At 42.7% G+C, this 24765-nt stretch carries 19 protein-coding genes; 6 read left to right on the forward strand and 13 right to left on the reverse strand.

Going from position 1 to position 24765, the window contains the following annotated elements; genetic code table 11:
* Positions 1-8: 8 nt before the first annotated feature.
* From G500_RS0108735 to G500_RS0108765, 6 genes are all read right to left on the reverse strand, one after another.
* Entirely contained in the window at positions 9-920 is a 912-nt protein-coding gene (locus tag G500_RS0108735; protein WP_027002273.1) for a MerR family transcriptional regulator, read from the reverse strand.
* 437 nt (positions 921-1357) lie between these two features.
* A complete protein-coding gene (locus G500_RS24970) occupies positions 1358-2188 on the reverse strand; it encodes a glycosyltransferase family 2 protein (protein WP_051203395.1) in 831 nt (276 codons plus the stop codon).
* Positions 2189-2204: 16 nt separating this feature from the next.
* On the reverse strand, positions 2205-3479 hold the full coding sequence (locus tag G500_RS0108750; RefSeq protein ID WP_027002274.1) for an ABC transporter permease: 1275 nt from the start codon (positions 3477-3479) through the stop codon (positions 2205-2207).
* A gap of 21 nt (positions 3480-3500) precedes the next feature.
* Complete coding sequence (locus tag G500_RS24975) at positions 3501-4148, reverse strand: toxin-antitoxin system YwqK family antitoxin (protein WP_161626109.1); 648 nt, start codon at positions 4146-4148, stop codon at positions 3501-3503.
* Between the two features lie 103 nt (positions 4149-4251).
* The gene (locus G500_RS0108760; RefSeq protein WP_027002275.1) at positions 4252-4938 is read right to left on the reverse strand and encodes a LytR/AlgR family response regulator transcription factor; all 687 of its coding nucleotides are present in this window, start codon (positions 4936-4938) and stop codon (positions 4252-4254) included.
* Between the two features lie 113 nt (positions 4939-5051).
* Positions 5052-5381 carry a nucleotide pyrophosphohydrolase gene (locus tag G500_RS0108765; protein WP_027002276.1) on the reverse strand — a complete coding sequence of 110 codons (330 nt, stop codon included), beginning with the start codon at positions 5379-5381 and terminating at the stop codon, positions 5052-5054.
* 200 nt (positions 5382-5581) lie between these two features.
* Between G500_RS0108765 and nhaC the strand changes: the two genes are divergently transcribed.
* The 6 genes from nhaC to G500_RS0108795 all read left to right on the forward strand — a co-directional run bounded on the left by nhaC (position 5582) and on the right by G500_RS0108795 (position 13836).
* Positions 5582-7048: a Na+/H+ antiporter NhaC gene (gene nhaC / locus G500_RS22975; protein ID WP_086047873.1), complete on the forward strand. Its 1467-nt coding sequence runs from the start codon at positions 5582-5584 to the stop codon at positions 7046-7048.
* A 92-nt stretch (positions 7049-7140) separates the two neighbouring features.
* On the forward strand, positions 7141-7644 hold the full coding sequence (locus tag G500_RS0108775; RefSeq protein ID WP_027002277.1) for a YcxB family protein: 504 nt from the start codon (positions 7141-7143) through the stop codon (positions 7642-7644).
* 105 nt (positions 7645-7749) lie between these two features.
* Positions 7750-8835, forward strand: a complete 1086-nt coding sequence (locus tag G500_RS0108780; protein WP_027002278.1) for an alkane 1-monooxygenase — start codon at positions 7750-7752, stop codon at positions 8833-8835.
* A 190-nt stretch (positions 8836-9025) separates the two neighbouring features.
* Positions 9026-9760: a pirin family protein gene (locus G500_RS0108785; RefSeq protein ID WP_027002279.1), complete on the forward strand. Its 735-nt coding sequence runs from the start codon at positions 9026-9028 to the stop codon at positions 9758-9760.
* Positions 9761-10024: 264 nt separating this feature from the next.
* The gene (locus G500_RS0108790) at positions 10025-12451 is read left to right on the forward strand and encodes a 3-hydroxyacyl-CoA dehydrogenase/enoyl-CoA hydratase family protein (protein WP_051203440.1); all 2427 of its coding nucleotides are present in this window, start codon (positions 10025-10027) and stop codon (positions 12449-12451) included.
* Positions 12452-12663: 212 nt separating this feature from the next.
* Entirely contained in the window at positions 12664-13836 is a 1173-nt protein-coding gene (locus G500_RS0108795; protein WP_027002281.1) for an acetyl-CoA C-acyltransferase, read from the forward strand.
* Positions 13837-13876: 40 nt separating this feature from the next.
* Here G500_RS0108795 and G500_RS0108800 read toward each other — a convergent pair whose 3' ends face one another.
* The 7 genes from G500_RS0108800 to G500_RS0108835 form a co-directional block, all read right to left on the reverse strand.
* On the reverse strand, positions 13877-14440 hold the full coding sequence (locus tag G500_RS0108800) for a 2OG-Fe(II) oxygenase (protein WP_027002282.1): 564 nt from the start codon (positions 14438-14440) through the stop codon (positions 13877-13879).
* Between the two features lie 36 nt (positions 14441-14476).
* Positions 14477-15610, reverse strand: coding sequence for a glycosyltransferase (locus tag G500_RS0108805; protein ID WP_027002283.1), 1134 nt, complete (start codon positions 15608-15610; stop codon positions 14477-14479).
* A 39-nt stretch (positions 15611-15649) separates the two neighbouring features.
* Positions 15650-16291 carry a hypothetical protein gene (locus tag G500_RS0108810; RefSeq protein ID WP_027002284.1) on the reverse strand — a complete coding sequence of 214 codons (642 nt, stop codon included), beginning with the start codon at positions 16289-16291 and terminating at the stop codon, positions 15650-15652.
* 108 nt (positions 16292-16399) lie between these two features.
* Positions 16400-19756, reverse strand: a complete 3357-nt coding sequence (locus tag G500_RS0108820; protein WP_027002285.1) for a UvrD-helicase domain-containing protein — start codon at positions 19754-19756, stop codon at positions 16400-16402.
* A 25-nt stretch (positions 19757-19781) separates the two neighbouring features.
* The gene (gene rsgA / locus G500_RS0108825; RefSeq protein ID WP_027002286.1) at positions 19782-20720 is read right to left on the reverse strand and encodes a ribosome small subunit-dependent GTPase A; all 939 of its coding nucleotides are present in this window, start codon (positions 20718-20720) and stop codon (positions 19782-19784) included.
* Positions 20721-20801: 81 nt separating this feature from the next.
* Positions 20802-22553 carry a SpoIIE family protein phosphatase gene (locus G500_RS0108830; RefSeq protein WP_027002287.1) on the reverse strand — a complete coding sequence of 584 codons (1752 nt, stop codon included), beginning with the start codon at positions 22551-22553 and terminating at the stop codon, positions 20802-20804.
* A gap of 38 nt (positions 22554-22591) precedes the next feature.
* Positions 22592-24715, reverse strand: a complete 2124-nt coding sequence (locus G500_RS0108835; protein WP_027002288.1) for a PAS domain S-box protein — start codon at positions 24713-24715, stop codon at positions 22592-22594.
* Between the last annotated feature and the right edge of the window lie 50 nt (positions 24716-24765).

Raw genomic sequence — 24765 nt, forward strand, 5'->3', positions numbered from 1 at the left:
CTAAGTTTTTATCTTCTACTTTCTTTGATTTCTTCGGATAATTTATAGTCTAAAAATTCTATTAAATCCTGTACTTTATGCAAAACCATAATGTTGTGTCTATCGCGCAAATCGTGTCCAACTACCTGAAAACCAGTGAGCAAGAGGCGCGTCTTGGGGAAACGTGCTTGTAGCTCGCCGATATAATCTTCCACGTCATCAGAAGAAGGGGAGGAGGTAATGACGGTCATGATAAACTGCGCCTGATGGACGGCTTGTGTTTCTTGCAAGTCGCGTAGGGGCAGGTTTTGTCCCAAATAAATGACCTTGTGTCCGCGTGCTTTGATGACATAGTAGGCAAAAAGCAGAGAAAGTTCGTGTAGCTCGCCGCTGGGAAGGTAAAGGATAAATTTTTGGGCGTTGGGTAGGGAAGTGCGATATTGTCCGTCAATCGCGACAATGAGTTTCTGGCGGATAAGATTGGTAATGAAATGCTCCTGTGCAGGATTGATGGTATTAGTCATCCACAAAACGCCTATGCGCATTAGGAAAGGAAAAATAATCTGCACCATCGTCTTTTCGAAGCCAAATTGTAGGATATTTGTAGCCATAATTTTTTCGAACTGCTCTTCGTTCAAATCTATCATCGCCACAGTGAGGGCAGCCATTTGTGCCTGATAATCAGAAGTTTTGGCTAAGGTTTCATTTACTTTTCGGCATAGCTCTTCTTCGCTCATCTTAGCAATCTTCGAAATTTTTACGCCATGATTATTAAGCAGAGCCACATTGAGCATCATCTTCAAATCTTCCGCATCATAAAACCGTATGTTGGTATCGGTGCGTTTGGGCTTGACAATACCATAACGCTGTTCCCACATGCGAAGCGTGTGCGCTTTGATTCCCGTCAAGTTTTCTAAATCGCGTATGGAGTAGGTATTGATTTTCAAGGCTTTGGAAAGGTTATAGTCCTAAGAGAATGGGGTATTATGAAGAGCGACAACAAATTGTAATTTGTTGAATGTCAAGTATTTAGCTTTTTAGCAGGATTTGGGTCGAGTTTGGGGCTTAACTTTTGTAGTTTTTTTCATAAGAACGCCCAAAGTTAGTCTTTTGTTTTGGGTTTTTATAGGAAAGCCCCCACAAAAGTTTTGCACCTTATCCTTTTAGCCCCTTTTTGTGTAGAGATTGTTGAACAAACTATAAACAAAAAACAAAAAAGTGGAGCATTTTGTTTGAAAAAACTTTCTCAAAGGGAGATAGAATTAAAGTTTTACAGTTAAAAGTTTCACAAAAAGCAGCCTGATAGCCAATTTGTTTTTTGTATTTTCGAAGCCTTAAAGCAAGCGGATAAAAAAATTAGCTACTTTTCAATCAAGGCTCAAATGATTTTTTTTCGCTTGTCGGGAAGAAAGCCTTGTTTGAGGCGGAAAAGTTTTTCGAAAGCCGTCGAGGGTAAGATTTTGCGTAGCCCTTCTACACAATATGTCCAGATAATCAACTTGGCAAAGGCAAATTTTGTTTGTAGCCGCTTGTCGTGGCGACTTACAATGCGGAAACTTTCCCAACGCACCCGAATTTTATGTTTGGTATTGAAGCCGTCGTTTCGGAAAACTGCCATCACCTCTTGGGTATAAAAAATGGGGAAAGGCGTAGTAGGGTTTATTTTTTTGTGTTTTTGTATAATTTCATACACTTGCTCGAAATCAGAAGTTACATATTTTCCTGAAAAAAGCTGCTTTTTAGCTAATTCTGTTTTTAAAAGCAAACTTTGATGGCAAAATTTAAGTCCTCGCCAATCGGTATTCAAATCCTCTACTTGGTGAATTTCGCTATAAGTACCATTCAAGACCTGCACGTCGCCCACTATCATCGCTGCCTGTGGGGGAGCTTTCTTAATTGCATTTAAAAGTGTATCTTTATCGTAAAAAAAATCACCTGCGTTCATAAAATTTATATACTCACCTTTTGCCAATCGTATCCCCTTGTTCATGGCATCATAAATACCTTTATCAGGTTCGCTAATAAAAAGGTCAATTTTTTTTTGGTATTTTTCTACAATTTTTTTTGTGTTATCAGTAGAATTTCCATCAATAATCAAATATTCTATATGAGGGTAACGCTGTGAAAGGACGCTTTCTATCGTTTTTTCCAAAAGTGGAGCCGCATTGTAACAGACCGTAACAATGGTAATTTTAGGGCGAATAAACATAAGAATTGATACGGTTTTAGGGCAATTTTTTCAAAGTAGTATGTAAATCAGTTTGAGCTGCCTTCCAAGCAGGGTAAGCCGCCGCCAAAAGTGCAATCGCCGCCGCCAAGCCAAAAAGATAAAGTTCTTCTACCAAAAACATATCGGCAGCCAAAGCAAAACTTTTGTTTTCAGGGTATAAAAAAGGGGCTAAAAAGAGCAAGCCATGTGCGGAAAGCAAGCCAATAGCCGTTCCGAATAAAGCAATAAACAAACTTTCTATGCAAATAAGCGAGAAAAGATAGAATTTATTTGCACCCCAAGAGCGCAAAATTGCCATTTCGTAGGTGCGAAGGCGCAAAGCCGAAAGCAGGGCAATCAGCAAACTCAAAGCCGAAACTACCAAAATCAGGGCAGCCAAAGCCTGCAAACCCCGACTTGCGCCTCCCGTAAGCAGCAAAAGCCGCTGCAACTCTTGGGCAGGTACGGCAGCTTGTAGGGCAGAATTTTCTTGAATTTGGCGTGGCAACATAAAGCCCGCCGCCCCTTTGTATTGCACCAAAAGGGCAGTGTATTCGCCCTCTGGTTGTTTGAGGGAGGCAATAGAATTTGTAGTGCTATCTTCTTTGTTATCAGTGACTTGTTCTATTTTTTTGTCGTCTTCTGGGTGGTCGTGTAGGAGGTTGTGATGAGATTGATGCAAATGCCAATAACTTTCTATTTTCGTAAAAATGAGGTGGTCTAAGGTGTAGGTGCTTTCCTTTAAAATTCCTACCACTTTAAAACTATCTTCATGCAGATGCCCTTCTTCTATTTCGGCTTGAATCCCATGCGTGCTGGCGAAAGTATCGCCTATTTTTAAGTTTAGTTTTGAAGCTACCTTTGCACCTACAATAGCTTCCATTTCATTTTTTGGATACGCGCCTTCTTTTATTTCAAGTTGATAGTGGTCGTAATATGCCTGATTTGTCCCTACAATTCTGAAACCTTTATAGTTATCGCCCAAAAGTAAAGGAATCGTTTTGGCTACCAAAGGGTGTTTTTCTATAAAAGCAAGTTCTGATTTTTTAATATTTCCTGTCGGATTATCGAGGTGGTAGAGCGTCGATAGCACAATTTGCAGGGGCGACCCCTTTGCCCCCACTACCAAATTGATGCCTTTGGCTTGTAGGGTGAGTTGTTCGTCGGCTTGCTTTTGTAGCAATAAAACTATCGCAATAAGGCTCGCAGAAAGGGCAAAGAGCAACAAACTAAGCAAGACTTGCAACTTGCGATAACGAATCTGACGATAGGCAAAGGCGAATCTATTCATTTTTGTTTCTTTTTTATATCTTTATTCTAAATCTTTCTTTTTGGCTACCTTTTTCTTGCCCTTTTTATAGATGTACCATTCACCGACTTTTTGTCCATTTTGGTAGTTGCCTTCTAAAAAAGGATTTCCATTTTCATCATAAAAAATCCAATAGCCATTTTCTTTTCCTGCTCGATAGTTGCCTTTTTCTAAAAGTTTGTCAGGACTTTGGTAGCGCAAATACTCGCCCTCTAACACGCCTGCTTGGTACTGTACGCGCTGCTGCAAATTGCCGTCGGGGAAAAAATGCAGCCATTCGCCTTGGTAGAGGTCGTCTTGATACTTTCCCTTTTGCTTTACTTTTCCATCGGGATAGAAAAGAAAGGCAGAGTCTTGACGGACACCTTGCTGCCAAAACTCTTTTCTTTCTAAAATTCCCTGCGAATCGTAATATTTCGCTATTCCTTCTAATTTACCTTCTTCATAGTTTTCAAACGCCATGACCTTTCCTGTGGGATAGTAAAAAAACCAGTAACCTTGTTTTTTTCCTTCTTGTAAATGCCCTTCGGCTTTGAGATTGCCGTCGGTGTAGAAAAGTTGGTGCTTGGGTTTTTGCGCCCAAAGGGTTTGTACCGAAAGCAAGGCTGCAAAGACAAAGCAAGAGCAAAGGAAGAGGTAAGTTTTTAGCATTTTTTGCATCATTTTAAGCACCCAAACAAGGTATCAGGACAAGAAAATAAGACCAGAAAACAAAGCCTTTGAAAAGGCGAAAAAGGCAGTAGCCGCCAAAGCACTACAAAAGATTAAGTTTTTGCATAAACTTATTTTTGTAAGAAGCTCCTATGGGAATGGTCTTGGTGGGCATTACCACATTGAGGTCTTCGATGCTCTCTATGCGGTTGAAATTGACGATATAAGAACGATGCACGCGGATAAAAGTAGATTCGGGGAGCTTTTTTTCTAACCCTTTCATCGTAGAATGAATAATGTACTTTTTCTGGGCGGTATTGATGATGACATAGTCGGAAAGGGCTTCAATAAAGTGAATTTCGCTAAAACGCAACTTCACAATTTTGTTGTCAGCCTTTACAAAGACTTCATCTTGGTTTTCTACCGTTACGTTGGCGGCTTTGAGGTTCGATTCGGCTTTATTGACGGCTTTGAGAAAGCGCGAGTAGTTGATGGGCTTAACCAAATAGTCGGTAACGCTATACTCAAAGGCTTCTACGGCGTAGTTGTCGCGCGAAGTAACGAGGATAATTTGGGGGGCATCATCTAAGACCTTCATCAAATCTAACCCTGTCATTTCAGGCATTTCTACATCTAAAAAGACGATGTCGATTTCTTTGGATTTGATGAGATTGAAGGCATCGGCGGCATTGTCGGTTTCGCCTACTAAGACCAAGCCGTCGGTTTTGCTGACAAAGTGCTTGACGATATTGCGGTGAAATTCGTCATCATCTACAACAAGGCAATTCATAGAGCTATAAGTTTGGAGATTTCGAAATGGAGAGCGGAGTGCAAAAATAAAATAATTTGCGGCTTTGTCGTGGGCAGGGGCAAATTTAGTGCAAATTATAGGGATTGTATGGTTTAAGATTTGAGTTTTTCGTTGTTCTGATGTCGTTGGGCATCACGTAGGGTCTTTTTCGCCAAATTTTGGCGAAGTGCCTCTTCAAGATTGACTCCCGTTTGGTTTGCCAAGCAAATCAAAACAAAAAGGACATCTGCCATTTCATCTGCCAGATGCACCGTTTTATCGCTTTCTTTGAAAGACTGCTCTCCGTATTGGCGTGCCATGATGCGTGCTACCTCGCCCACTTCTTCCATAAGGATTGCCGTATTGGTTAGTTCGTTGAAATAGCGCACGCCTACTTTCTGAATCCAGTCGTCGACGATTTGTTGGGCTTCTTGTAAGGTCATATCAGAAAGAAAAAAGGTGAGAGATTTTGTAAAGCCAAAAATAACGAGTTTTGGCGTATGTTGAGCAAAAAATTAGTTGCGGATTCGGATTTTCCCCTAAACAAGGCTTTGGAAAAGATGCGGTTTTATTTTTTTTGCTTACCTTGCAAGGCGAATTTTTGCACTTTTTAGAACCTACCCTCCATCTTTTGCACCCCACTATGACAGATTTTGCCGATACTGCGCCCTCTTCGTCCGCTAACGCGCCTAAAACTGCTCCCCGTCCTTCGCTTGGCTTATCGCTTTTGCCGATTGTGGTCTTGATATTTTTTCTGACCCTAAATGTGATTGTCTTTGGCGATAATGCTACTTCGGGTGCAAACCAAATCGCCCTGCTGATAGCAGGGGCAGTGGCAGGCTTAGGCGCGTGGTATTTGCGTCTTTCTTGGTCGGATATAATGGAAGGCATTACCAATAGCGTCAATTCTGCCCTGCCTGCGGTCTTGATTTTGCTTTTTATCGGCTCACTGGCAGGCACGTGGATGCTTAGTGGCATTGTACCTGCCCTGATTTACTACGGCTTAGAGATTTTAAGCCCTAAGATTTTTTTAGTTGCCTCTGTAATCGTCTGTGCAGTAGTTTCTGTCGCCACGGGTAGCTCTTGGTCTACGGTCGCTACTTTGGGAATTGCCCTTTTGGGTATCGGCAAAATTTTGGGCATAGAAGAAGGCATGGTCGCGGGTGCGATTATTTCAGGTGCTTATTTTGGCGATAAGATGTCGCCACTTTCCGACACAACAAACCTCGCTCCTGCTATGGCAGGCACAGACCTTTTCACGCATATTCGCTACATGGCTTGGACTACGATTCCTTCTATTTTACTTACCTTATTGATTTTTCTTATTTTGGGTCTGAATATAGAAAGCAACGCTACCCCTACCGAAATTGCCGCTATCCAAAAGGCAATAGCAGCCAAATTTAATATCACAGGTTGGCTCTTTCTTGTGCCGCTTGCTGTCGTGGTCTTGATAGTGCGCAAAGTGCCTGCCCTGCCCGCGCTCCTTTTGGGTACGATATTGGGCGGCTTGGCGGCGGTGCTTTTTCAACCCGAAATTGTCCGCGAAGTGGCGGCTGCCCAAGATTGGGCTTTTTATATCGGCGTGATGAAGGCGATTTATGGCGACATTTCACTTTCTACCGACCATGCCACCGTCAATGAACTTTTGAGTACAGGCGGCATGAAGGGCATGCTCAACACAATTTGGCTGATTCTTTGCGCTATGATTTTTGGGGGCGTGATGGAAGCAACGGGCATGCTCGAACGCATCAGCCGCGCCGTTATTGCCTTAGCCCATAGCACAGGCTCGATGATTGCCGCCACCGTAGGGACTTGCGTCGTTTTCAATCTGACAGCTTCCGACCAATATTTAGCCGTCGTCGTGCCGGGCAAAATGTACGCAGAGGCGTTTCGCAAAAAAGGATTAGCCCCCGAAAATCTAAGTCGCAGTTTGGAAGATGCAGGAACGGTAACTTCGGTACTTATCCCTTGGAATACCTGTGGAGCAACGCAAGCAGGGGTGCTAAAAGTAGAAGTTTTGGCTTTTGCCCCTTATTGTTTCTTCAATATCATCAGCCCTTTTATGAGTATTTTGTTCGGATATGCCAATATCAAAATCAAAAAGCTCTAATTTTGCCTCTGCGATTGCGATTTCCTATCTAAAAAGACCAACTTAGCCCCAATTTAGCCCCAATTTAGCCCAAACTTAGTAAAGACCAACTCATGACAAAACCTATCTCGCTTTTGGTACAGATGCAGTTTTCAGAATACCTGCGTCTTAATTTTTCTATCCTCTTGCGCAGTCGTTTGGTCTGGACAAGTGTCTTGCTTTCCTTTGTCCTTTTGGGCATGCTCATAGAAGAAATCCTTGAAAATCAGGAGTTTGCTTGGGGTTGGAAAGAAACAGCGGGCATAGGTCTGTTGGTCTTTCTTTTTATTGTCTTGCCCCTGCTCACGTATTTGCGCACCAAAAGCTATTTTGCCGAAAACAAATCTTTGGCAGAGCCTACCCAATATCAATTTTTTCAGGATAAAATTCAGATAGATAGTAAAGATTTGCACGTAACCCTCTTTTGGGAGCGCGTCTATAAGGTGCGCGAATTTAGCGAATGGTTTATGATTTATCAGAATCGCCATTTAGCCTACCTTGTCCCGAAAAAATCCTTCGCTACTGCCGAAGATTTAACAACCCTTCGCAACTTTATGCAGAAAAAAAAGCTGCTCTAACTGCCTTCTGCCGCATAAAATCTTGACTTTTTGCTATTTTTTGTCTAATTTAGCCCAACTCTTTTTCTTTCCAAAGGCAGACACTTTCTAAATAAGTAAAATGGTATGGGTAATTTTCTTAAAAAAATAGGATTTTTCTTGGCTTTCCTGCTGCCCCTTTTCTCTATTTTGGGCTACTACGTAGGCGGCGCAGCGAATTGGCTTACTGTCTTTTTTGTCTTTGTTCTGATTCCGCTTTTCGACTACCTCATCGGGAAAGATACTCAAAATGTGGAAAAAGAACAAGAAAAACAATTTTCCGAACAAAAATACTACCGTTTTATTACCTTTATCTGGGTCTATGTCCAGTGGGCAATGCTCTTTTGGGCATGCTATGTCATTGCCTTCGGCACTTGGCAGCCACTCCATTTAGTAGGTTTTACGCTGGGTATCGCCTGCGTAATGGGCGGAATTGGCATTACGGTTGCACACGAATTAGGTCATAAAAACACAAAAATAGAACAGTTTTATAGTCAGATTTTGCTTCTATCGGTATCTTATATGCACTTTTTTATAGAACACAACAAAGGGCATCACGTTCATGTCGCAACACCATTAGACCCTGCCAGCAGTAGAAAAGATGAAACAGTCTATGCCTTTTGGCTAAGAAGTGTAGTAGGTGGCTACCGAAGTGCTTGGAAGATAGAAAATGACCGCCTTGCTCGCGCCAAATTGCCTTTCTACCGCAACCAAATGCTCTATTATACCATCTTGCCTTTGCTTTTAGCGGCTTCTTTATATGCCATTTTTTCTTGGATAAGTGGAGAAAATGTGTGGCAAGTACCCCTATTTTTTGTCGTACAAAGTATTCTTTCTTTTTCTCTTTTGGAATTGGTAAATTATATCGAGCATTACGGCATGCAGCGCAAAGCCCTTGCCGAAGGGCGATATGAGCGCGTTACGCCGCTCCACTCTTGGAACGCAAGCGACCTTTTTAGCAACTTTTTCCTCTTCCAACTCCAACGCCATTCCGACCATCATGCCTTTGCGCACCGCCGTTATCAGGTCTTGCGCCATTTCGAAGAAAGCCCACAGCTTCCTTTTGGCTATCCGACCATGATACTCATTGCCCTTGTTCCTCCCCTTTGGTTTGCGCTCATGAACCCAAAATTGGAACAGTGGAAACGCGCGACCTTCTCCGTAGCAAGTTAATCTTGACAGATTTAATTTAATAAATCTTTTAACAACTCCCCCCCGATTCCAATTTCAATCGTGGGGGCGGACTGCAAAAGGCAACTTTTTTTCTTCTTTTTCGTTATAGAAATAGGTGTAGGTACAATGGTATAAATTAAAACCTACTTTTCACTTTCAGTTCATCTTTCGCTTTCAAATCCTCAACCTTATGCAGACTCTACTTCACAAAGCACAGACGCGCGGCAGTGCCAATCATGGCTGGCTGCAAGCCAATCATACGTTTAGTTTTGCTTCTTATCGCGACCCTTCACGTATGCACTTTGGGGTCTTGCGTGTCCTCAATGACGACCTCATTGCAGGGGGGGGCGGCTTCGGTACGCACCCACACGACAACATGGAAATCATTACCATACCGCTCAAAGGGGCTTTGGCGCACAAGGATAGCATGGGCAATGCCTCCGTTATCCATGCAGGCGACGTGCAGGTGATGAGCGCGGGTACGGGAGTTTATCATAGCGAATTTAATCATTATCCCGATAAAGAATGTAACTTGTTGCAAATATGGCTCTTTCCCAATCAGCGCAATGTAGCACCGCGCTACCAGCAAATTTCTTTTGGTGAAAAACTTTTGCACAACCAACTCAATCAAATTCTCTCGCCGTCAGAAAAAGACGAAGGCGTGTGGATTTATCAAAATGCCTACTTTCATCTCGGAAAATTTAATGTAGGTACAAACTTTTCTTATACCCTCAAAGACCCTGCAAACAACGGTTTGTATGCCTTTTTGATAGAAGGGCAGATGCAGGTAAAGGCGCAAGACCAAACCCTTGACCTGCACAAGCGCGACGGCGCAGGCTTTTGGGAAACGACGCAAACCCCACTCGAATTTAAAGCCCTTGCCGATAGCCATATCTTGCTGATGGAAGTACCGATGGCACTCTAAAATAAAACGCCTTCCGAAACAGAGTTTTGGGAGGCGTTTGGTTTTTCACCCTCAAAACGCTATTTTTAGGTAGTTTCCAGACCCAAGACTGTTAAAAAATCTTTAATCTTGGTGCAAAGTCGTTTTTTTTGTCAAAATGTTATGCGTGCATAACATATTTTCACTATCTTTGTGGAAACAGACCCTACCTATCGCCTCTGTTTTGTGTTAGGGTCATTCAAAAGCAACTTTTATTTTATATCACATATAAACGCACACCTTCTCATGAGCAATACAGCCACTGCTACGGCGGTAGAAAAGAAAGCCGCACAACGCCATATCCGCAAAGTTGCGATTTTGGGTTCAGGCGTGATGGGTTCGCGCATCGCCTGCCACTTCGCCAATATCGGTTGCGAGGTGGTTCTTTTGGATATTGTGCCTTTCGATTTGAAAGAAGCCGACCAAAACAACGCCGCCGCCCGCAATGCCTTAGTGAATAAGTTTCTGACCGAAGCCATCAAATCTAAACCTGCACCGCTCTATCACGCTGGCTCTGCCAAGCTCATCAAGACAGGCAATCTGACCGATAACTTAGAATGGATAGCCGATTGCGACCTTATCTTAGAGGCGGTCATCGAGCGATTGGACATCAAACAACAACTTTTTGAGCGTGTAGAAAAGTACCGTCGCGCGGACGCTATCGTGGCTTCGAATACTTCGGGTATTCCCATGAATATGCTCATTGCAGGCAGAAGCGAAGCCTTCCAAAAGCATTTCTGCGGCATGCACTTTTTCAATCCGCCCCGCTACCTGCGCCTTTTAGAGATTATCCCTTCGGCAAAGACTGACCCCGAAATTGTGAAGTTTTTGCTCCACTATGGCGATTTGTACTTAGGCAAAGAAACCGTTTTGTGTAAAGATACGCCTGCCTTTATTGCAAACCGCGTAGGGGTTTTTGCGATTATGTCGACGCTACATGCCGTAGAAAAATATGGCTTGACCGTAGGCGAAGTAGATAAACTCACAGGTACGATTATCGGACGCGCCAAATCTGCCACCTTCCGCACCTTAGACGTAGTAGGTTTGGATACGACCATTAAAGTAGCCAAAGGACTGGCTGATAATTTGCCCAACGACGAACAAAAACACAAGTTTGCCCTGCCTGCCATTGTATCCGAACTCGAAAAAAGAGGCTGGTTTGGCGATAAAACCAAACAAGGCTACTACAAAAAAGTAAAATCTGATAGTGGCAAAAGCGACATCTTAGAACTCGACCTGACTACTTACGAGTACAAAGCCGCCGAAAAAGCCGACATCAAACTTTTTGGCAAGCTCAAAGATGAAGATGATTTGAAAAAACGCTTTCCCATTCTTATCAAAGATGAAAGCAAATACGGCGAATTTTTCCGCACCACTTTTTATGAGGTCTTTGCCTATGTTTCGAATCGCGTTCCCGAAATTGCAGACCACCTTTATCAAATCGATAAAGCCGTTTGTGCAGGTTTCGGTTGGGAAATTGGTGCTTTCGAAATCTGGGACACTTTGGGCGTAGCACAGACAGCCGCCAAAATCAAGGAGGCAGGCTTAACAGTAGCCGCTTGGGTAGAAGAAATGATTGCAGCAGGTTGCGATACCTTCTATCGCACCGAAAACGGCAAAAAGCAGTATTACGACATCAATACCAAATCCTACCAAAACATTGCAGGAACGGAAGACTTCATCATCTTAGATGCACTTCGCAAAACCAACAAAGTGTGGGGCAACGACGGCACTACCGTTCACGACTTAGGCGATGGTATCTTGGGCTTGGAGTTTCATACCAAAATGAACGCCATCGGTGCAGAAGTCATCGAGGGTATTCATACGGCTATCAATCTGGCAGAAAAAGATTTTCGTGGCTTGGTTATCGGCAATGATGCACCCAACTATTCAGCAGGGGCAAATTTGGCGATGCTCTACATGTACGCTTTGGAGCAGGAATATGACGAAGTAGAGATGATGATTCGCCAATTCCAAAATGCGATGATGCGTATTCGCTACTCTGCCATTCCCGTCGTTACTGCGCCTGCGGGCTTGGTCTTGGGCGGCGGCTGCGAATCTATCCTACATGCCGACCATGTGCAGGCACATGCCGAAAGTTATGTAGGCTTGGTAGAAGTAGGCGTAGGTCTGATTCCTGCGGGCGGCGGTACGAAAGAAATGGTCTTGCGTACAGCGGATAGCTTTGTAGAAGGCGACCCTAAAATCAACCGTTTGCAGCAAATTTTTATGAACATCGCCACTGCCAAAGTCGCTACCTCTGCCGAAGAAGCACGCGAAATGGGCTATCTGCGCAAATCGGACAGTGTTACATACAATCGCTCACGCCTTTTAGCTGATGCCAAACAAGCCGCCATCGAGCTTTACGAAGCAGGCTACACGCAGCCCGTACAGCGCACCGATATTTTCGTAGAAGGACGCTCTGCCTTGGCTACCTTCACCGCAGGCGCAGTGGGTATGCTTTACGGACATTACGCCACCGAACACGACATCAAGATTGCCAAAAAGTTAGCCTACGTCATCTGTGGCGGCGACCTTTCGGGCAGTGCCTATGTTTCCGAACAATACCTACTCGACTTAGAGCGCGAAGCCTTCCTTTCGCTTACTGCCGAACCTAAGACTTTGGAGCGTATTCAAAGTATTCTATTCAAAGGCAAGCCTTTGAGAAACTAACCTTTGGCGAGAAGCAAGCCCTTGGCGAGGTTAGTTTTTATTTCAAATGCAACTCACGCCGCCCTTCCTTTTAGAGAAGGTTCGAAAGCCAAAAGACTTTTTTATACAAATATAAAAAAGCCAAGACCGAAAAAAGTCCCTCGCTATCAGGTGAGGGGCTTGGCGTGGAGTTGATTCATTCTTTCCTTTCTACCCAAAACGAACTTTATACTATGAACGCATATATTGTCGCAGGCTATCGTACCGCCGTAGCCAAAGCCAAAAGAGGGGGCTTTAAAAATTATCGTCCTGATGATTTGGCTGCCGAAGTTATCAAACATTTGGTACAATCTATTCCCAATTTCGAGGCTGAAAAAGTAGATGACCTTATCGTAGGCAATGCCATTCCCGAAGGCGAACAGGGCATGCAGATGGGGCGCATTATTTCGCTTCTTTCACTGCCCCTAAACGTACCCGGTATGGTCTTGAATCGCTACTGTGGCTCTGGTTTGGAGGCGATAGGCATTGCCGCTTCGCGTATTCACGCAGGCACAGCCGACTGTATCATTGCAGGGGGAACAGAGTCCATGTCGTTTCTGCCTATGATGGGCTACCGTCCGTCTTTGAATTGGAATTTGGTGAGCAAAAATCCTGAATATATGCTCTCTATGGGTCTGACGGCAGAAGAGATTGCGCGTCAGTACAAAATTGGCAGGGCAGCACAAGACGAATTTGCCTACCATTCGCACCAAAAAGCGATTAAGGCAATAGAAACGGGTAAATTTAAAGACCAGATTGTGCCTATCGAAGTAGAAGAAATTTTTGTGCAAAACGATAAAAAAATAAGCAAGAAGTTTGTCGTTGATACCGACGAAGGACCGCGTGGCGATACCACCGTAGAGGCACTTGCGGGCTTGCGTCCAGCCTTTGCCGCCGACGGAACGGTTACGGCAGGCAATGCCTCACAGACCTCCGACGGGGCAGCCTTTGTGATGCTTATGTCTGAAAAGATGGTCAATGAATTGGGTCTGAAACCTATTGCGCGTCTGATGTCTTACACTTCGGCAGGCGTAGACCCGCGCATTATGGGTATCGGTCCTGTGGCGGCTGTGCCAAAAGCCTTGAAGCAGGCAGGCTTACAACTTTCTGATATTCAGCAAGTTGAGCTTAACGAAGCCTTTGCCGTACAAGCCTTAGCCGTTATCCAAGAGTTGGGCTTAGACCCCAATATCGTCAATCCTAACGGTGGAGCGATTGCCTTAGGACACCCCTTAGGCTGCACAGGCGCGAAACTTTCCGTTCAGCTTCTCAACGAAATGCGCCTCCGCAACCAAAAATACGGCATGGTTACTGCCTGTATCGGCGGCGGACAGGGCATTGCAGGCATCTACGAACTACTAAACTAAACCCCAAAAAAGCCCCTTGCAAAAGGGGCTTTTTTGTTATTTAAGCTATCGTCTTATCACTCACCACCCGATACATCACATCACTGCGCAAAACATATTTTGTACCTTCAATGACAGACACGCCCTCGTGCTTTTGCTCGTGAATAAAACAGAGTGCCATTCCCGTTTGAGGGCGAATGGTGAAGTTATCAAATTTAGTTTCACCACCCGTAAAATCTTGGTTTAAATAAATCATAAAAGTAATTCTACTTTCTTCTATTTCATTGCGTCTAAAACGCCCATCAATATGCCTTTTGAAACGCTGCATTGGCTCATACCTATAAAAACGAAACTGCTCGTTTAGCCCTACGGCACTGCTATTTTCAATCGTCGGAGGACAAAAATCTTTTAATTTTAGCCAAAATTGTTTTGCTAAATTTTCATCTTGATAAACTAATCTATCATTATTTCGAATGTTTTTTATCATTTTTTCGCCACTTGCCAAACCGACAGTTGCCTCCTGATAGCCTTGCTGCTCGCTAAAAAGAATAAGGTCTTCACAGGTTTTTGGCGACAAAAAATTGTCTATTGTCCAAACTTGGGAATTGTGATAGGTCGGAAGCATAACGTTTTATATTTTTGTGTGAGATAGTAAGATTTATTAGTTCAATAATCCCAAAATCGCGTGGGCAGCCTTTTGCGCACCATTTAAAGCTACCAATTCTGCCATTTTGTTTTTATCTAATATTTTTTTTGTACCAAATAATTCTGCACCCAACTTTTCTACCCAATCTTTCGAGGTAACCAATTCATTTTCAAGCACAAAAAAGGCAGCCCCTGCCGTTGCTGCTTTTTGAGCGCGTGCCATTTGGTCGTCGTAGCCGCGTGCTTTGGGCAAAAAAAGAGTAGGCACTTGCGCCTGCAAAAGTTCGTGAAAAGTATTATAGCCCGCTGCACTAATAGCCCCATCAAAGGCAAGCATTAGTTCAGCAATTGGATAATATTCTTTCTGAAAAATAGAAATGCCTTCTGCCTCCAAAGCCGCTGCTGCCATAGAAAGCGAAGTAGTGCCACGCATAGAGAGCGGGGCTTGTGGGAAGAAAATATCAAATATTAAGTTTTTATTTTTCTTTTTAAAATCTAATATCTTTTCAAAAATAATTTCGTAATTTTCAAGCGTTGTTTTATCACCACCGCCGCCTAAGTTTACAAAAAGTAACTTTTTTTGTGCCAAAACCCCTATTATCTTACGCGCCTCCTCTCTTGGCAGAAGTTCGGCAGTATTTCGAATCAGAATCTCACCCGCCCAACACAATTTTTTCGAATCAGGAACAGGAATTTGAGCCGTATTTTCCCTATGAGGTGCAATAATTAAATCATAAAAATTCTGGATTTGAATTTTTTGAAGGGTTAGATTTTTTTGTTCTCTATGAATGAAAACTTTTTTCATGCCCAAATTTGCACCCAAGATGCCACCTAATTCCTGCAAAGCCCCCAACGGAAAAGTATCCACCACAATTGCTTTTGGCTGATAAATTCCGATAAGGGCATGTAAGATTTGTAAGTAAGATTGCGTTAGTTTTTTACGGCTCAACCCTACAAGCTGCGCCGAAGTCTTGCTTGGAACTTTATAGCAAGCAAAACCTTCCTGATATACCACTTGCGCCGCTTCCGAAGAAACAAAAAAAAGTGGTGTAAGGTTAGGATCTTTTTTGCGCAATTCGCGTGCTATCGCAAGCAAGCGTGTAAGATGCCCCAAGCCCAAACCATTGACTGCATAAAAGAGAATATACAAAATTTTACTTTTTAAAGTAAGCAAAATATTTTCTAAAAATTAAGACTCATCAGATTCTTCTTCCGAATCTTCTTCTGACTCATCTTCTGACTCATCTTCTGAACTATTTTCCAAACTATCTTCTAAATTATCCTCTATCTCCTCTTCCGACAACGCAAAAACTGCCGCCGCCAAGTCGGTATCCTCGTTGTCGTCTTCACCCCAATAGTCGTCATTTATTTCATCATCTTGTTCATTTTCTATATAAATATCGTTATCGTATTCTTCGTAAAAATCGTCTTCCTCCTCGTAAATTTCGCCCCTATGCAGCGCATGAATACGCTTGAGCTGTACCTCCAAAGCGCGTTTTGCCTCACCACTTAATTGCAAACCTTCAAACAAACCTTCTATAAAGGTCAGTTCTTCGTCTGAAACAACTCCATCTTCTAAAACCTGCTCTATCTGTTGGGTCAGTACTTCATACTTGACATCTTCTAAGTCATCTTCGGAAAGTCCTAATCTATCTTTCAAACTTAAAAGCATTTGCATCTCTTGTAGGGTAATAACCCCATCAGAAGCCGCTTGCTGGGCAGCTTCTAATAATTCGCTCCTTAGGTTTTTTACCGAAGCGAAACTTGTTGTTTCAGCATTTTGATTAAAAAAAAGCCGTACTTTTTGTAAAATATCAGAAAAAAAAGACATAGGTTCAAAAATTTAGAGGTGAAAAATAAAATCAAGCCTGCCGTAATAATAGGCGTTTTTAGCGAAAAAAACAAGCGCGATTCCGATTTTATCGCTTTTTACAGTTATTTACTCTACCTCTTCCACTTTTAGTTGTTCGGTATAAACCAAAAATTTGCGAATTTTTGTAAAATTCATGTGTGAAAGTGCCGCAGCATATTGGCTAATTTGTTCTTTATATTGTTCATTTGGAAAACCTGTTTTGTAGTCAATAATGGCTAACTGCCTATCTTTTCCAATGACCAACCTATCAGGTCGCATTACGCGCTTGCTGCCTTTGATAAGAATTTCCCGCTCATTTAGCACCCTTTGAATATAAGACCTGTCGTAATATTGTCGGATAAGGGGCAAACTTATCACACTTTTAATTTTAAAAATCAAATCTTTTTGCTCTTCTTTGGCAATATAACCCTCATCTACTAAGGCTTCTACCGCCTTTTCTACCTCCTGCGCGTATTGGATTTTTTCAAAAGCATAGTGCATAAGCAAGCCATCTTTTTTAGAAGAATACAAGTCTGTTACTTTGATATAGCTATCATCATAACGCAAATTATTCTTTCGTACCTTAATTTTATGACGCGCTTCGGTGCTAATTAGTTTTTCTAATTTTAGTTCTTTTTTACTAATTTTTAAATGAGTTTTCAAAGTTTCACCCTTATTCGTATCCGAAGCCAAGACGACTTCTTCTTTGCCTATGTTTCTATCAAGATTATCTCGACGCTCGATATAAAAATTAAGTAAGCTACTAACATCTTTTATGTCGTCATAACCTATTTTATTAGTTATTTTTTTATAGGGAGTAATAATAAACAATTTATCAATCGGGCGTGTGAGGGCAACATAAAGCAAACTAAGGTTATCGATAAATACCTCTTGGTATTCTTTTACGACAAAAGGCTGAAAAACAGTATCATGGAACGCCTTTTTAGGATTGATAAGCAGCGTAGAAAGTTTTGAAGTAATATTATTTTCTTCCCATTCTATCCAAATTGGGCTATTAGGTTTGGGGTGAATACTCCAATCGGCAAAAGGCAAAATAACTACAGGAAACTCCAAGCCCTTGCTCTTGTGGATACTCATAATGCGAATAGCCTGACTTTCGGGCGCAGACGAAATAGAAAGTGTATCCTTTTTACGATGCCAATATTCCAGAAAATCTACTAAATTTCCGTTTTTTTTATGAATAAAATCAAAAACGACATCTAAGAATTTTTGAATGTAGAGTTGCTGATTTGGAGCTTTGAATAAATCAAAAATTCTAATCAATTCTTCTGCCAACTCATAAAGCGAAAGATGACGCAAAGATGCCAAATGAAAACGCCTTTGATAACGCTTGGATATAAAATCTTCCAAAGCCTGCTCTTCATTCTGGTTGCAGGGCGCGGCAAAATCAAGGTAGTCCTGACCGCGAATGTCAGTTTTGCCTTTGCAATGTTTTTCTAAAAAACTAAGAAGGTGAAACTTTAAAGTAGGCTGCTGAAAGTTTTTCAATAGTTCAAAAAAAGAAACAAGAAAAGTAATAATAGAAGATGAGTTAAGCAAAAGCGACTCGCTTGAAATCACAGGAACGCCCTTTTCTATGAATTTTTCTGCCAAAAATGCTCCTTCTGCATTGTTTCGTACCAAAAGTGCAATATCAGCAAAGGCATAACCTTGCCCGTTGAGGCGTTCTACCACTTCGAGGGTTTTTGAAAAAACAGCTTCTCTTCCTGCATTTTTGTCTTGTTTTTCTTCGCCCCCTATGCGAAAAACTACGACTTCGCCGCCCTCTTTTCCTGCTGCCTGCTGCTCGACCTCACGAAAGAATTTGGGCAAGTCGGGATTAGACTGCGTAAATGCCTTTTTTATATATTCAAAAAAATTGTTATTAAATTCAACTATATTTTTTTTACTGCGCCTATTTGTATTTAAGTTCTGATTTTGCTGCTGCTCTTCGAAAACAGTTTCGTGTTCCTTTAAAATAGAGGCTTCGGGAACGCTACTCAATTGAGGCAAATGTACAATAATACTCGCATCTCCACCGCGCCAACGATAAATGGCTTGTTTGGCATCTCCCACTACCATATTAAAAAAACCATATCCTAAACTATTTGCGATAAGCGGAATAAAATTGTGCCACTGTTTGATGGAAGTGTCCTGAAATTCGTCGATAAGAATGTGTTTGTACCGCTCACCCACACGTTCATAGATGTAGGGGACAGGTTCTTGTTCTACAATTTGATTTATTTTTTCGTTAAATTCGCTCAAATATACTTGATTTTTATTTTCCTTCAACCACTCCATCTCCTGCTTAACTTGCTTCAAAGTCATAATCAAATAAATCTGGTTGCGCATCTGTACTGCTGCCATGTATGCACCCCGATACCTGTCCTTTATCGCCTCTATTTGCCCAACAACCGCCTCAATATCATCTGTTAAGCCTTTTATTATCTCTATTGCAGTATTGGGAACATCTCTTCCTGTACCTGCCCATTTTTTTAGTTTCATTCCTTTATCTGAAATATGAGTATTGCAAGATTTTGATTTTTCGTTATTAAAGGAATTATTTTTTAAATAGTCAAAGTTAGTATGATTTCTTAAATAAGTAGTTATCCCATTTGAACCATGATAAAAATATTCGGTTTTTAAATTATTAGCAGCAAAAACGTCAAGCAACTGTTGTGCGATTTCCTGTATTTGGGTGAAATGTTGCGTTTCTACTTCTTCAATAAATTCTAAATATTGCGCTTTTACTTTTTTTAAATCTGTGTTAGAAAGTTGGTAAATTTTCTGAATGGCATCTTGTGTATTTTCTTTGAAAAGGTTTCGCGCAAAATCTTTCAAAGCCGCTTCGATGTTCCAACTTTTATCATCTTCGGCATTTTTAAGTACAAATTCTGTCAGAATTTCGTTTAGATGTTTATCGCCTTTTGTTCCTACTTTTTGAAACAATCTATGTACGGCTTCTTCGATGACCGTTTCGGTATCCATCTCAATTTCAAAGTTTTGGGGCAGGTCTAAATCTTTTGAAAACGCCTGCACAATTCGCTTATTGAAGGAATCGATGGTGCTGACTGAAAAGTCGGAATAGTGATGTAAGATTGTGGTAAAAAGTGCAGCTGCACGCGCCTGAATTTCGCCTTCTTGGAAGTTGAGGTGAGGAAATTGGGCAGGAAGCTCGCGCAAAATATCCTGACAGAAAGGGTCGTTTTGATAGGCTTTGCCATCAGAAAAGAGAGCCAATTTACTCAAAATGCGGCTTTTCATCTCGGCAGCGGCATCTTTTGTAAAAGTTACGGTCAGGATATGGCGGTAATAGTAGGGGTCGTACTGCCCCTGCAACTGGGGGTCGGGGGCGGCTAAGGCTAATTTGAGATACTCTTTGGTTAGGGTGTAAGTTTTTCCCGAACCTGCGGAAGAACGATAGACAGAAAAGTATTTTTTCATGACTTGGTTGTTATTTTTTTAGAATTTATCGCCTATTGTCGTCGTTTTCTACCATACTCAAATAACTATTGTAGCGGCTTTTGGCAATCTTGCCTTCTTCTACTGCCTGCCTAACGGCACATTTTGGCTCGTGCAGATGCCTGCAATTATGAAACTTGCACGCACCAATAAGCTCGCGCATTTCGGGGAAATAGTGAGAAAGTTCGTCTTCGCCAATTTCTATCAGCCCCAACTCTTTGATACCGGGCGTATCGATAAGATAGGTATGGGGCTGAAATTCGAACATTTCGGCAAAAGTAGTGGTGTGCATGCCTTTTTCTGAAAAGTCGGAAATTTCTTGGGTTCTCAAATTTAGATGAGGGGCGAGGCGATTGAGAAGGGTAGATTTCCCCACGCCAGAGTGTCCTGAAAAAAGGGTTGTTTTGCCCTGAATCGCAGCTTCTAAGGCTTGCAAAGAGGGGTCTTCGGTGGCGGAAACGGCTAAGGTAGGGTAGCCAATTTGTTCGTATTTTTCTCTAATTTTGTCCTGAATTTGTACTTCTTCGGGACTTAATAAGTCGGTTTTATTGAAAATGAGCAGGGCAGGGATACGGAAAGTTTCACAACTGACCAAAAATCTATCAATAAATCCTGACGACGTGCGCGGCATTGCCAACGTAATGACTAAGGCAGCTTGGTCGAGGTTGGCAGCAATGATATGCCCATGTACGTTTTTTTTGGGGGCGCGTCTGATGATATAATTCTGACGCTTTTCTATATCAAAAATAGAAGCGATAGGGATTTGGCTGGTATCGGTAGCGGTTTCTTCTTCGAAAAAGACCCAATCGCCGACAGCAATCGGATTGGTAACTTTCAAGTTTTGGAGGCGGATTTTGCCTCGTAGCCGCGCCTTGTAGCGTTTGTTATCTTCTGAAACTACATCATACCAAAGCCCCGTAGAGCGTAGGACTAAGCCTTTTTGCATATCAATAAGGGAAGGAATCAAAAATCAAATATAATCCTTTCAACTCAAAAGTACAATAAAAAAGTTCCGCCCTATATTTTTTTATAGGCGCAAGCCCAAAATAATGACATCATCGATAAATTCTACGCCCTGACTCCAATCTTGAAAGGCGGTCTTGATGGTTTCGACCTGTTGATTTTGGGGCAAGTTGGCAACTTCTACCAGCAGTTGTCGCAGGCGTTTGGTCTTAAATTTTTCGCCTTTGGGGTTGAACAAATCCGTTGCGCCGTCGGAAAAGAGAAAGAGCATGTCCCCCTTTTGAGGCTCAATTTCTACCTGTTGGAAGGTCTTGGGCTTGCTATATACGCCGCCAATGGGAGCGCGTGTGCCGCGATATTCTTCTAATTTGCCCTTTCTGACCAACCAAAGCGGACGGTGTGCGCCTGCAAAGGTTATTTTTTGGGTCTTTTTATCGATACAAATTAGCCCCAAATCCATGCCATCGCGAATGGAGGTATCCTCGTCTTGTCGTAGGGTCTTGATGACTTTGTTGTCTAAGCGCGTCAGAATTTGAGCAGGTTCGGAAATTTGGCGCACATTGATAAGCGTATTGAGAAGCGAATGTCCGATAAAAGACATAAAAGCACCGGGTACGCCATGCCCTGTGCAATCGACGGCGGCAAGGTGTATGTGGTTTTCATTTTCAGAAAGCCAATAAAAATCGCCCGATACGATGTCCTTGCACTGATAATAGACAAAAGATTGTGGTAAGATTCGCGCAAAGTCGGCTTCTTTGGGCAAGATGGCGTTCTGAATTTTGTAGGCGTAATTGATGCTATCGGTAATTTTTCGGTTCTTTTTCTCGATTTCTTTGCTCAGTTCTACAATTTTTTGGGCTTCGGCTAACTTCTCTCGGCTATCTTTGAGGGTTTCCTCTGCCAATTTTTTCTCGGTAATGTCGCGTACTGTCAAGACGCGATAGGTTCTTTTTTGGTAAAAAAGATTGCGCATCTGCACTTCAATCGGAAAATTTGTGCCATTGGCATAACGCCCTACGCACTCTTTGGGTATGGTTTGGCTATCCAATTCGAAAAGAGATTGACAAGAATCAGCCACTAAGAAACGCGCATAATCTTCGCCAATCACCTCTTGCAAGACATAACCAAACATTTTGAGAAAGGCATCATTGGCATCAGAAATTTGTCTGCCCTCTAAAAAAATAATCCCTTCGGTGGCGGCTTTTGCCAATACCTTCAAACGCTCCTCGTTTTCTTTGGTCTTCTGCATACTTTCGCGCAATGCCAATTCTTTCAGAAGTGCGTTGAGGTGTCCGCCTGCCTCACGCGCGATTTTTTCTAACAAAAAAACAACCTCTTCGCTGGGTTCTTTGAAAAAAACAATTTCTAAGACCCCAATCGAGCGGCTATTGTAGGAAAGTGGTAGCAGCAGGAGTGCCTCTGATTTTAGAAAGCCCGTACCAAAAGGGAGCGTTAGGCGTTCGTGCTGTGTGCGCGTTAGGAAAAGGGGCTGCCTATGCAAAAAAACCTTGCCTAAGAGTCCTTCGCTTGAGTCGTAGGTGGGGCGCACTTGGTCGGTTTCTGCCCCAAAGATAGCCAAAAGGCGCAACTTTTCTTTGTAGAAACCATACATCGTTGCCATTGCACCCTCCACGAAAGGCAGGAGTTCGGAAAGCAATTTGTCTGCCCAAGAGCCTACGGTCTGTTCATCTTCCCACAACATGACGTTGCGAAAATGGCGCATGGCATCAGTAACGTACCTGCGCTCTTCGAGTGCAGATGCGTTATTTTCTCTACCCTTATCTGGTTGCCCGTTTGTTTTTGGGTGTAATTTCATAAAGACCAAAGAAAAAAGTTGAAAACAAGACTGCCCCTCTATCTATTTTTGCCGCGCTTCTTCTGCTCGATTTCTTGCGCCACTTGTGTAACATTTTTGGAAGCCACCGCCACTGCATAAGGCTTGCTTTTTGGGCTGCTACGCAAGGGGGCATAGGTCAGACTAAAATGCTCACCCTCAAATTCGGTCATAAAACTCACGCGCTCCCCTTTGAAGGCACGCTCATAGAGCGGCTTGTAGTGCGATTCCCATTCGGCTTGGGGCAACAAATCGTAAATGTGAGTTTCTTCTATCAAAATTTCTACTCCCCTTTTTCGGTACATCTGACGAAGCGCATCATTGGCAATCACGATTTTAAAATCCTTATCAACGGCTAAGAAATGGTCGTCGGCAGCGTCTAAGAAAGTTTGCAGTTGGGTCTGGCGGCTGCTCAATTCCTGATTCTGCTTTTCTATCAATTCCTGACTGGCTTGCAGTTCTTCCAAATTCTGACGCAATTCCTCTTCTAAGGTTCGCAATTCTTCGTTTTGTTGGAACACTTTTTCGCGCTCTACCTCCTCTTGAATATTTTGCATATAACCGTACCAAAGTATGGTGTCGCGCTCGGTGAAGGTAGGATTTGATTCTGCCCTAAACCACTCGTATTTGCCGTTGGCAGCTTTTAGACGGATTCGGATTTTGTAGGGACTCATGCTTTGCGCCGATTCTGCCACACTTTGCTCGAAGCGTTTTTGGTCGTCGGGGTGGACATCTATGCCTGTCGAGCCAAGAGCCTTCAATTCTTCGGGTGTAAGTCCGAACAAGTCTTTCGCCTTCGAGGAAGCATAAGGGAAGCCCGTAGCACCTGTTTTGGGGTCGAATTCGAAGGTATAGACCATGCCATTGACGTTAGAAACAACATTTTCGAAATGTACCTTTTCACGATTCACCTCTTCATTGACTTCAAAGAGAGCTTCCTGCTGCTGACGCATCTGGTCTTGTGCCGATTCCAACTCCTCAATAGTACGAAGCATCGCCGCTTTTTGGGCTTCTAATTCCTGCTGATTGGTTTTGCGCTCGGTAACATCTTGCGCAATGCCAAAATAGCCTTCTATTTCACCTTTTCTATTAAAAATGGCGTTGATGCTTAGTTCTACCGTATAACGCGCTCCGCTCTTGGCTACGTATGTCCATTCGCGCCTATTGGTCAGGCTCTTTTTGGATTTTTCTACAAAAACATCAAAACCCAACGGCACTTCATAGCCTAACTCCTTTGATAGAATAGGCTGATAGGCAGCCACTTCTCCCATGTCGTGAAAAAGGGCAGGCGTTTGTTTGCCAATAAGCTCGTCTGCTTCATAGCCTAAAAGGGCTTCGGCGGCAGGGTTAAAACCTGTGATGACACCCTTGACATCAGTTGTGATAAAAAGAACGGGGGCGTATTTGAAGATAGTGGTATAAAAAGCACTCTGCTGCTCTACTTGTAATTTTTGGCGTTGTAATTCTTCTTGTGTGGCTTCTAATTCTTCTAAATTCTGACGCAATTCCTCCTCTTGTGAGGCTTGTTTTTGAGTCTGTTCCTGCAATTCTATCAAGAGTTTGCGCATGCGTGCATTCGCCTGAATACTTTGCAGGGTAGAGGCGATATTTCTACAAAGTCTATCCAAAAAGTCTAAATATTTGGAGGGAAAGCGTTTGAGGCTTACCACTTCGATTACGCCATAGACTCTTTCGTTGAAAATCAGGGGAATGACCACGACCGAGTCTGCACTCAAATCGCCTAAGGAAGATTTAATTACTACATTTTGGGGCGGAATATCGGTAAGTAGGCGCGTCGTTTTAGACTTGACACACTGCCCTATGATGCCTGCGCCGATACGAAATTCGCGCTGTGCCATGGTTTCTACCGTAGTGCCGAAGCCTGCCACTGCCCGCACTAAGGCTTGGTCTTCATCTACAATAAAAAAAGAACCGCTGATGGCTTCTACTATCGTACAAGCCTCTGCAATAACAATGTCGGCAAAAACTTCTACTGATTTGTCGTAATTGATGCGCAAGATGTCATCAAAACGGCTTAGTGTGGAATCGAGCCAAAGGCGGTCTTCCAAACTTTTTTCAGAGAGTTTGCCTTTCGAAAGACTGTTTTTATCTAAAAGCGACTCATTGTCGTATTCTTGTTTCATAACGTAAAAATTTGGTACGCGAGGAAATATCTTGGGCAGATGTTAAGATT

The organism is Hugenholtzia roseola DSM 9546 (assembly GCF_000422585.1).
In the GTDB taxonomy this organism is placed as follows: Bacteria; Bacteroidota; Bacteroidia; order Cytophagales; family Bernardetiaceae; genus Hugenholtzia; species Hugenholtzia roseola.

Bases quoted from the DNA above. Each gene is read 5' to 3' on its own strand.
- G500_RS24970 (WP_051203395.1), bottom strand. From the start codon at position 2,188: ATGTTTATTCGCCCTAAAATTACCATTGTTACGGTCTGTTACAATGCG.
- G500_RS0108800 (WP_027002282.1), bottom strand. From the start codon at position 14,440: ATGCTTCCGACCTATCACAATTCCCAAGTTTGGACAATAGACAATTTT.
- rsgA (WP_027002286.1), bottom strand. From the start codon at position 20,720: ATGCAAAAAGGCTTAGTCCTACGCTCTACGGGGCTTTGGTATGATGTA.
- G500_RS0108830 (WP_027002287.1), bottom strand. From the start codon at position 22,553: ATGAAATTACACCCAAAAACAAACGGGCAACCAGATAAGGGTAGAGAA.
- G500_RS0108810 (WP_027002284.1), bottom strand. From the start codon at position 16,291: ATGTCTTTTTTTTCTGATATTTTACAAAAAGTACGGCTTTTTTTTAAT.
- G500_RS0108795 (WP_027002281.1), top strand. From the start codon at position 12,664: ATGAACGCATATATTGTCGCAGGCTATCGTACCGCCGTAGCCAAAGCC.
- G500_RS0108765 (WP_027002276.1), bottom strand. From the start codon at position 5,381: ATGACCTTACAAGAAGCCCAACAAATCGTCGACGACTGGATTCAGAAA.
- G500_RS0108835 (WP_027002288.1), bottom strand. From the start codon at position 24,715: ATGAAACAAGAATACGACAATGAGTCGCTTTTAGATAAAAACAGTCTT.
- G500_RS0108775 (WP_027002277.1), top strand. From the start codon at position 7,141: ATGACAAAACCTATCTCGCTTTTGGTACAGATGCAGTTTTCAGAATAC.
- G500_RS0108785 (WP_027002279.1), top strand. From the start codon at position 9,026: ATGCAGACTCTACTTCACAAAGCACAGACGCGCGGCAGTGCCAATCAT.
- nhaC (WP_086047873.1), top strand. From the start codon at position 5,582: ATGACAGATTTTGCCGATACTGCGCCCTCTTCGTCCGCTAACGCGCCT.
- G500_RS0108790 (WP_051203440.1), top strand. From the start codon at position 10,025: ATGAGCAATACAGCCACTGCTACGGCGGTAGAAAAGAAAGCCGCACAA.
- G500_RS0108780 (WP_027002278.1), top strand. From the start codon at position 7,750: ATGGGTAATTTTCTTAAAAAAATAGGATTTTTCTTGGCTTTCCTGCTG.
- G500_RS0108820 (WP_027002285.1), bottom strand. From the start codon at position 19,756: ATGAAAAAATACTTTTCTGTCTATCGTTCTTCCGCAGGTTCGGGAAAA.
- G500_RS24975 (WP_161626109.1), bottom strand. From the start codon at position 4,148: ATGCTAAAAACTTACCTCTTCCTTTGCTCTTGCTTTGTCTTTGCAGCC.
- G500_RS0108750 (WP_027002274.1), bottom strand. From the start codon at position 3,479: ATGAATAGATTCGCCTTTGCCTATCGTCAGATTCGTTATCGCAAGTTG.
- G500_RS0108760 (WP_027002275.1), bottom strand. From the start codon at position 4,938: ATGAATTGCCTTGTTGTAGATGATGACGAATTTCACCGCAATATCGTC.